The 7,111-nt window shown below is 70.3% G+C and carries 9 protein-coding genes; 4 read left to right on the forward strand and 5 right to left on the reverse strand.

Annotated elements, in window-relative coordinates; translation table 11 throughout:
- On the forward strand, positions 1-824 hold an 824-nt coding region (locus ACK42S_RS13640; protein WP_409708506.1), incomplete at its 5' end, for a protease inhibitor I42 family protein.
- A gap of 9 nt (positions 825-833) precedes the next feature.
- Here ACK42S_RS13640 and ACK42S_RS13645 read toward each other — a convergent pair.
- Genes ACK42S_RS13645 through cadR form a run of 3 tightly spaced genes read right to left on the reverse strand, consistent with a single transcriptional unit; the run spans position 834 to position 2,324 of the window.
- Positions 834-1,040 (reverse strand): DUF2788 domain-containing protein, encoded by a 207-nt coding sequence (locus ACK42S_RS13645; protein ID WP_409708509.1) that lies wholly within the window; start codon positions 1,038-1,040, stop codon positions 834-836.
- A 10-nt stretch (positions 1,041-1,050) separates the two neighbouring features.
- Positions 1,051-1,848: a DUF2189 domain-containing protein gene (locus ACK42S_RS13650; RefSeq protein WP_409708512.1), complete on the reverse strand. Its 798-nt coding sequence runs from the start codon at positions 1,846-1,848 to the stop codon at positions 1,051-1,053.
- Positions 1,845-2,324 (reverse strand): Cd(II)/Pb(II)-responsive transcriptional regulator, encoded by a 480-nt coding sequence (cadR, locus tag ACK42S_RS13655; RefSeq protein ID WP_409708515.1) that lies wholly within the window; start codon positions 2,322-2,324, stop codon positions 1,845-1,847. The genes ACK42S_RS13650 and cadR overlap by 4 nt, the downstream gene beginning before the upstream one ends.
- Before the next feature lie 81 nt (positions 2,325-2,405).
- Between cadR and ACK42S_RS13660 the strand changes: the two genes are divergently transcribed.
- The gene (locus tag ACK42S_RS13660) at positions 2,406-3,044 is read left to right on the forward strand and encodes a cation transporter (RefSeq protein ID WP_409708518.1); all 639 of its coding nucleotides are present in this window, start codon (positions 2,406-2,408) and stop codon (positions 3,042-3,044) included.
- Between the two features lie 7 nt (positions 3,045-3,051).
- Here ACK42S_RS13660 and ACK42S_RS13665 read toward each other — a convergent pair whose 3' ends face one another.
- Both ACK42S_RS13665 and argH read right to left on the reverse strand, forming a co-directional pair.
- Positions 3,052-3,537, reverse strand: coding sequence for a hemerythrin domain-containing protein (locus tag ACK42S_RS13665; protein WP_409708521.1), 486 nt, complete (start codon positions 3,535-3,537; stop codon positions 3,052-3,054).
- A gap of 81 nt (positions 3,538-3,618) precedes the next feature.
- Positions 3,619-5,016 (reverse strand): argininosuccinate lyase, encoded by a 1,398-nt coding sequence (gene argH, locus ACK42S_RS13670; protein WP_409708524.1) that lies wholly within the window; start codon positions 5,014-5,016, stop codon positions 3,619-3,621.
- Between the two features lie 162 nt (positions 5,017-5,178).
- Between argH and ACK42S_RS13675 the strand changes: the two genes are divergently transcribed.
- The gene (locus tag ACK42S_RS13675) at positions 5,179-6,270 is read left to right on the forward strand and encodes a sensor histidine kinase (protein ID WP_409708527.1); all 1,092 of its coding nucleotides are present in this window, start codon (positions 5,179-5,181) and stop codon (positions 6,268-6,270) included.
- Between the two features lie 12 nt (positions 6,271-6,282).
- Positions 6,283-7,038, forward strand: a complete 756-nt coding sequence (locus ACK42S_RS13680) for a LytR/AlgR family response regulator transcription factor (RefSeq protein ID WP_409708530.1) — start codon at positions 6,283-6,285, stop codon at positions 7,036-7,038.
- The last annotated feature ends 73 nt before the right edge of the window (positions 7,039-7,111 follow it).

The raw sequence follows: 7,111 nt of genomic DNA on the forward strand, positions 1-7,111 counted from the left end.
CGGGAGCCTCGCGCTACCGTGTGGGCCGAAAGGATGCCCGGATGCCCCGACTGCCGCTTTTCTTCCTGCTGGGCCTGGCCGCCGTGCTGGCGGCCTGTGCCTCGTCGCCCGACCCGGCCGTGCCGGTCGACCTTCGCGGCCAGGTGCCCGCAGCCCGTTACGTCGGCACCCTGCCCTGTGCCGACTGCGCCGGCGTGCGCACCGATCTTGCGCTGTATCGCCAGGGCTCCACGCCCGTGGGCTATGCCCTGGTCGAGACCTACCTCGGCACCCGCGACGGCGACCGCCGTTTCGAGCGCACCGGCCGCTGGTCGCTGCAAGCCAGCGGCCAGCCCGATCTCGCCCTGCTCACGCTGGACCCGGGCGTGCCCGAGCGCGAGCGGCATTTCGCTCAGGTGGGCGAACTGGTGCTGCGCGCGCTGGATCGGGCCCGCAACGAACTGCCGGCCCACCTGCCTCGCAGCCTGGTGCGCGTGCCCGACGACGTGCCCGCCGGCGTGCCGGTGCTCACCCTCAGTGACGGCCGCAGCCTCACCGATCTGGCCGTGGGCGGCCAGCTCGTGCTGTTGTTGCCGGCCCACCGGGCCATGGGCTACGGCTGGCGCATGGTGCCCGACCCCAACGCGGTGCTCGAGCCGGTGGCCAACCCCGCCTACGTGAGCGATGCGGCCAGCGCGGCGCGTGTGGCGGCCCCGGGCCTGGAAGTCTTCCGCTTCCGCGCCCCGGTGCCCGGCCAGCAGATCCTGCGCCTGGAGTACCGGCGGAGCTGGGATCCGTCCGCCGCGCAGACGCCGTCGGTCACTTTCACCGTGCGGGTGCGGTGAGAGGGATGCTCAAGGCCTGACGTCCAGCAGCCATTGCAGCAGGCTCTTGACAATGAAGCCGAGCATGCCGAAGGCCAGCACGAAAAAGAGCACGAAGGTGCCGAAGCGACCCGCCTGGGACTTGCGCGCCAGATCCCAGATGATGAAGAGCATGAAGGCGATGAAGGCCGCCAGGCCGACCGTGACGCCGTAGTGCGAGAACTGCTCCTCGGTCATGCCGCCCACCTCAGCGCCGCTCGGGCCAGGCCGAGGCATCCACCAGCTCGGTGTAGGCATGCCAGCTCGCATGCCCCAGCAAGGGCACGCACCACACCAGCCCCACCAGCGTGAGCAGGCCCAGCGCCGTGCAAGCAAAGATCAGCGCGGCCCACACCAGCATCGTCACCGGGTTGTGGCCCACCGCCCGCACACTGGTCAGCACCGCCAGAGACAGCGGCACGCGCCGCTCCAGCAGCATCGGAATGGCCACCACCGAGATCGCGAACACCCAGGCCGCCAGCAGGCCGCCGGCCAGCAGCCACAGCAAGAAGAGATGGCCACGCTGCACGAAATCGGCCGAGCGCAACACGCGCGGGCTGAAGAAGCCCTGCAGGCCGGCCCAGGGTTCGCCGGCCATCGCCAGCACCACCATGGCCGAGAAACCCACCCACAGCGTGCCGATGAGCGCCAGCAGCAGCGCAAAGCGCAGCAGCGCCCCGCTGAGCCGCCAGGCCTGCACCACATCGGCCCAGGTCGGTTCGACCCCCTGCGCCAGGCGTCGGCTGATCTGGTACAGCCCCGTGGCCAGCAGCGGGGCCACCAGCAGGAAGCCGCTGTAGCCGCCGGCCAGCACCCCGAAGTGACGCCAGCCCAGCAGCGCAATGGCCACGGCCCCCAGCATCACCACCAGGCCATGGACGAGGCTCAGGCTCAGGGCCCGCGCCAGATCCTGGTGCCCGGCCACCAGCCAGCGCAGCGGCCGGGTGGGTTCGAGAGACCGCACCGTGGGCAGCGCGGCAGCAATCGCGGAAGGTGCAGGGGTCATGGTCCGTGTCCGGGCGTGCGGCGGCCGTGAGTGTCGCCCAGGCAGACGGCAGCTGTCGCCTCCTCAAGCGGGCACCCGCCCTCGGGCTCCTGCGCCAGCTCAGCCAGGATGCGGCATTCGGCGCTGGGCCGGGCCCGGCCGCACAGGCGCTCCAGCGCCTGGAGCTGGTCGCGCAATTGCGCCAGCTCGTCGATGCGCTGCTGCACATGCGCCAGGTGCTGACGCACCAGCTCATCGGCCGCCGTGCAGTCGGCCTGCGGGTCGTCGCGCACGCGCAGCAGCGCGCGGATCTCTTCGAGCGAGAGGTCCAGCGCGCGGCAATGGCGGATGAAGCGCAGCCGCGCCACATGGCCCTCGTCGTAGCGCCGATAGTTGCCCTCGGTGCGCGCCGGGGCCGGCATCAGCCCCGCCTTTTCGTAGTAGCGCACCGTCTCCACGGGGGTGTGAGCGCGCTCGGCCAGTTCGCCGATCTTCATGCTTGACTCTGGAGTGGCTTCAGGGTTTGCAATGACTGTACGCCGAAGTACCGGCCTGACTCCACCCTGAGGAAATCGACCATGTCCGCTCATTGCCACGCCAGTGCCTGCCCAACCACCGCCCGCCGGCTCGCCCGAGACCCGCGCTGGCGCCGCAGGCTGTGGATCGCCCTGCTCGTGAACGCCGCGATGTTCGGGGTGGAGCTCTGGGCGGGCTGGCAGGCCGAATCGGCGGCCTTGCTGGCCGATGCCGTCGATTTCGCGGGCGATGCCATCAATTACGGCCTGTCGCTGGCCGTGCTGGGCCTGGCGGCCGTGTGGGCCTCGCGCGTGGCCTGGCTCAAAGGCTGGATGATGGGCTTGTATGGCCTGGGCGTGCTGGCCTACGCCGGTCGGCTCGCCTGGGTGGGGTCGGCCCCGCAGCCGGCCACGATGGGCCTGGTTGGCGTGCTGGCCCTGGTGGCCAACGTCATGGTGGCCGCATTGCTCTACCGCTACCGCAGTGGCGATGCCAACGCCCGGTCGGTGTGGTTGTGCTCGCGCAACGACGCCATCGGCAACGCCCTGGTGGTGCTGGCCGCCCTGGGCGTCTTCGGCACCGGCACGGCCTGGCCCGACCTCATCGTCGCCACGACGATGGCCACCCTGGGCGTGAGCGCGGCCTGGCGCGTGATCGCCCAAGCACGGCAAGAGCTGAAGGACCACGCCCCAACCGCCTGAGCCTGCTTCAGCGTGTGGCGCAGCCGGCGCTGCCGCAGTGGGAGATGGGCACATCGGGCAGGGGCTGCGCTGCAGCCCCCGGCCGCAGCGTGCCGGTGGCCGTGTCGAAGCCCACCTGCTCGCAATGCCAGGCCAATGCCGCGTCCATCATCTGCGCATGCTGCGGGAACCACAGCGCCAGCTCGTCGGCCAGCCGGCGCACCAGCGACAGGTCCTGCGCGGCCTGCCGCTCCACCTGGCGCATCAGCTCCAGCACCATCGTGTGCTGGCGCTGGTGGCAGTTGTCCGGCGCAAAGCCGGTGGCGGCCATCCAGGCGTCCTCCTGCCCGAAGTGGGCCTCGGTGTGCTCGATGAGCATGCGCAGCGCCGGCCGCAGGGCCTCGTCGGTGGCGGAGTGCAACGCCTGCAGGTGCTCGACGAATTCTCGATGGGTGCGGTCCATCGCCTCATCGCCGAGGGCCAGGGCATCGGACCATTGCAGGGGTTGGGACATGGGCAGCGGCCTTTCGGGAACAGGCCGCCAGCCTACCGGCCTCTTGCACGCCGGGCCTTGCCCCAGGTCAAGTCCAGGGCATCAAGCCAGCCGTGCCCGATGGCGCGCCACCTGGGCGCGCACCTGGGCCGGCGCGGTGCCGCCCAGGATGTTGCGGGCATTGAGCGAGCCGCGCAGCGAGAGCACTTCGTACACGTCCTCGCCCACCAGCGGCGAGAAGCTTTGCAGCGTGGCCAGCGGCAGCGCCGACAGGTCCACGCCCTGGCCGATGGCCGTCTTCACCGCGTGCGCCACCACCTCGTGGGCGTCGCGGAAAGGCAGGCCCTTTTTCACCAGGTAGTCGGCCAGGTCGGTGGCGGTGGCATAGCCCTTCAGCGCCGCGCGCTCCATCGCCTCGGGCTTCACGGTGATGCCGCCCACCATCTCGGCAAAGATGCGCAGCGTGTCCTTCAAGGTGTCCACCGTGTCGAACAGCGGCTCCTTGTCTTCCTGGTTGTCCTTGTTGTAGGCCAGCGGCTGGCCCTTCATCAGCGTGATCAGGCCCATCAGGTGGCCCACCACGCGGCCGGTTTTGCCGCGCGCCAGCTCGGGCACGTCGGGGTTCTTCTTCTGCGGCATGATCGACGAGCCGGTGCAGAAACGGTCGGCAATGTCGATGAAACCGAAGCTCTGGCTCATCCACAGGATGAGCTCTTCCGACAGGCGCGACACATGCACCATGGCGAGCGAGGCGGCGGCCGTGAACTCGATCGCAAAGTCGCGGTCGCTCACCGCGTCGAGCGAGTTCTGGCACACGCCGTCCATGCCCAGCGTGCGCGCCACGCGCTCGCGGTCCAGCGGGTAGCTGGTGCCGGCCAGGGCGGCCGCGCCCAGGGGCAGGCGGTTCACACGCCGGCGCACCTCGGCAAAACGTTCGGCATCGCGCGCGAACATCTCCACATAGGCCAGCATGTGGTGGCCGAAGCTCACCGGCTGGGCCACCTGCAAGTGGGTGAAACCGGGCAGGATCACCTCGGCGTTCTTGTCGGCGATATCCACCAGGGCCTTCTGCAGGTCGGTGAGCAGGCCGTCGATCAGGTCGATCTCGTCGCGCAGCCACAGCCGCACGTCGGTGGCCACTTGGTCGTTGCGGCTGCGGCCGGTGTGCAGACGCTTGCCGGCGTCGCCGATCAACTGCGTCAGGCGGGCCTCGATGTTCAGGTGCACATCCTCCAGGTCGAGCTTCCACTCGAAGGCGCCCGATTCGATCTCCTGCGTGATGATGGCCATGCCGCGCTGGATGGCGGCGTGATCGTCGGCCGAGATCACGCCCTGCGCGGCCAGCATCTCGGCATGCGCCAGCGAGCCCCGGATGTCAGCGCGCCACAGGCGCTGGTCGAAGAACACGCTGGCGGTGTAGCGCTTGACCAGCTCGCTCATCGGTTCGGAAAAGAGCGCAGACCAGGCTTCGGATTTCTTGTCGAGTTGGTTGGCGGACATGTCGGATGAACGGCGCAGGCCGGCTGGATGGACGCTCGCCCTGCGGCTTGCCGGGGCAGGCAGGCGTCCGGGAGAATCGGCAGCGGCGGCCGCCGGTCGGGGCCGCCTTGGAACCTCTCGATTTTAGGGGCTCGGCTGTCCGGGCCCGTGGAGACTGCCGCCTTGTCCAGCCCCGGCCCATCGCCGTCGCGTCCGAACCCGTCGACCCGCCCGTTCGGCACCACGATCTTTGACCAACTACAACCGGGGGGCACCGCCGCGCAGGCGGCCCTGTCACCCTTCGACGCCTGTCAGGTCGGCGTGGTGCTGCGTGCGGTGCTGTTCGTGCATGCGGTGGTGGGCGTGGCCGTGAGCTTTCTGGCCCGCGGCTGGCAGGACTGGCTGCTCGCGCTGGCCTATGGCGCCGCCGTGGCCCTGCCGGCCACTCTGCTGTGGCTGGTGCTGTGCTGTGTGCTCAAGCGTGTGCTGGCCCGCGCCTCCGGCCCGATGCAGTGGCTGGTGGCCGTGGGCCTGGGCGCCGCCTGCGCCGGCTACGGCTGGTGGCAGGTGGGCCTGGTGGGGCTGCCGCTGACCGAGATCGTGCACGGCCTGGCCCCGATGCTGGCCGGGGCGAGCCTGTCGGCCATGATGTTCTATGCCCTGAAGCTGCGCTCGCGCAGCCAGCTCCCGGCCGTCACACGCGCCCGCCTGACCGAGCTGCAGTCACGCATCCGGCCGCACTTCCTGTTCAACACGCTCAACACCGCCATCACGCTGGTGCGGGTGGATCCGGCACGCGCCGAGGCCGTGCTCGAAGACCTGTCCGAACTCTTTCGCGTGGCCCTGATCGAGTCAGGCCGCGCCGTCACCCTGTCCGAGGAGGTGGACCTCGCCCGGCGGTATCTCGCCATCGAGCAGATCCGCTTCGGCGAGCGACTGCAGGTGCAATGGGATCTGGACCCCGCCGCCGGCGAGGTGCGCGTGCCCCCGCTGGTGCTGCAGCCCCTGGTGGAGAACGCCGTGCGGCATGGCGTGGAACCCTCCCCCGAGGGCGGCTACGTGCGCATCCGCACCCGGGTGCGCGGCTCGTTGGCCGTGCTGACCGTGACGAACCCGTTGCCGCCGGCCGCAACGCCGGGCACGGCCGGCCATGGCATGGCCCTGCGCAACGTGAAAGAGCGCCTGCGGCTGATGCACGACGTCAGCGCGCAATTCGCCGCCGGCCCGGAAAATGGCACCTGGCGCGTGCACATTGCCGTGCCGCTGAAGAGCTGAGGAAGACCGAGCATGCTCAAGGTGTTCATCGTCGATGATGAGGAACTGGCCCGCGTGAGGCTGCGCAGCCTGCTGCAAGAGCCCGGCATGCCGCCCAACCGGGTGGTCGGCGAAGCCGCCGATGCCCGACAGGCCCAGGCTTGGCTGTCCGCTCAGGGCTGCGACCTCGTGCTGCTGGACGTGCAGATGCCCGGACTGACCGGCACGCAATGGGCGGCGCAGTGGCAAGGCCGCCCCGATGCCCCGGCGATCGTCTTCGTCACCGCCCACCCCGAGCATGCGGTCACCGCCTTCGAGCTCAATGCGGTGGACTACCTCACCAAGCCCGTGCGCCGCGAGCGCCTGCAAGCCGCGCTCGAACGCGCATCCGATCGGATCAAGGCCCGGGCCCAGAGCACCGAGGACGGTCCTGTGCTCGTGGTGAACGACCGCGGCCGCGTGACCCGCGTGCCCGTGCACGAGGTGCTCTACCTGAAGGCCGAACTCAAGTACGTGACCCTGCGCACCGCCGAGCACACCTACGTGCTCGACGACTCACTGGCCGTGCTGGAAGAGCGCCTAGGCGAGCGCTTCCTGCGCATCCACCGCAACGCCCTGGTGGCCCGCCGCGCCGTGCGCGCGCTCGAGCGCCGCAGCGTGCCCGGCGAAGACGACGACAACGGCAAGGAAGGCTGGGCCGTGCGCCTGCAGGGCCTGGACGAATGGCTGGCCGTCTCGCGCCGCCAGGTCGCTGCCGTGCGTGAGGCGCTCAGCAGCGAAGGGCTGTGAACGCCCCCGCCGTTTCGTCTGATGTGCCCGCCGACGTGCTGGCCTGGTGGCAGGCCGCCCAACGCCCCTGCGT

It is taken from the genome of Caldimonas sp. (assembly GCF_046289365.1).
In the GTDB taxonomy this organism is placed as follows: Bacteria; Pseudomonadota; Gammaproteobacteria; order Burkholderiales; family Burkholderiaceae_C; genus Caldimonas.

Coding starts and splice junctions, on each gene's coding strand:
- argH (WP_409708524.1), bottom strand. CDS start 5,016: ATGTCCGCCAACCAACTCGACAAGAAATCCGAAGCCTGGTCTGCGCTC.
- ACK42S_RS13660 (WP_409708518.1), top strand. CDS start 2,406: ATGTCCGCTCATTGCCACGCCAGTGCCTGCCCAACCACCGCCCGCCGG.
- cadR (WP_409708515.1), bottom strand. CDS start 2,324: ATGAAGATCGGCGAACTGGCCGAGCGCGCTCACACCCCCGTGGAGACG.
- ACK42S_RS13650 (WP_409708512.1), bottom strand. CDS start 1,848: ATGACCCCTGCACCTTCCGCGATTGCTGCCGCGCTGCCCACGGTGCGG.
- ACK42S_RS13645 (WP_409708509.1), bottom strand. CDS start 1,040: ATGACCGAGGAGCAGTTCTCGCACTACGGCGTCACGGTCGGCCTGGCG.
- ACK42S_RS13665 (WP_409708521.1), bottom strand. CDS start 3,537: ATGTCCCAACCCCTGCAATGGTCCGATGCCCTGGCCCTCGGCGATGAG.
- ACK42S_RS13680 (WP_409708530.1), top strand. CDS start 6,283: ATGCTCAAGGTGTTCATCGTCGATGATGAGGAACTGGCCCGCGTGAGG.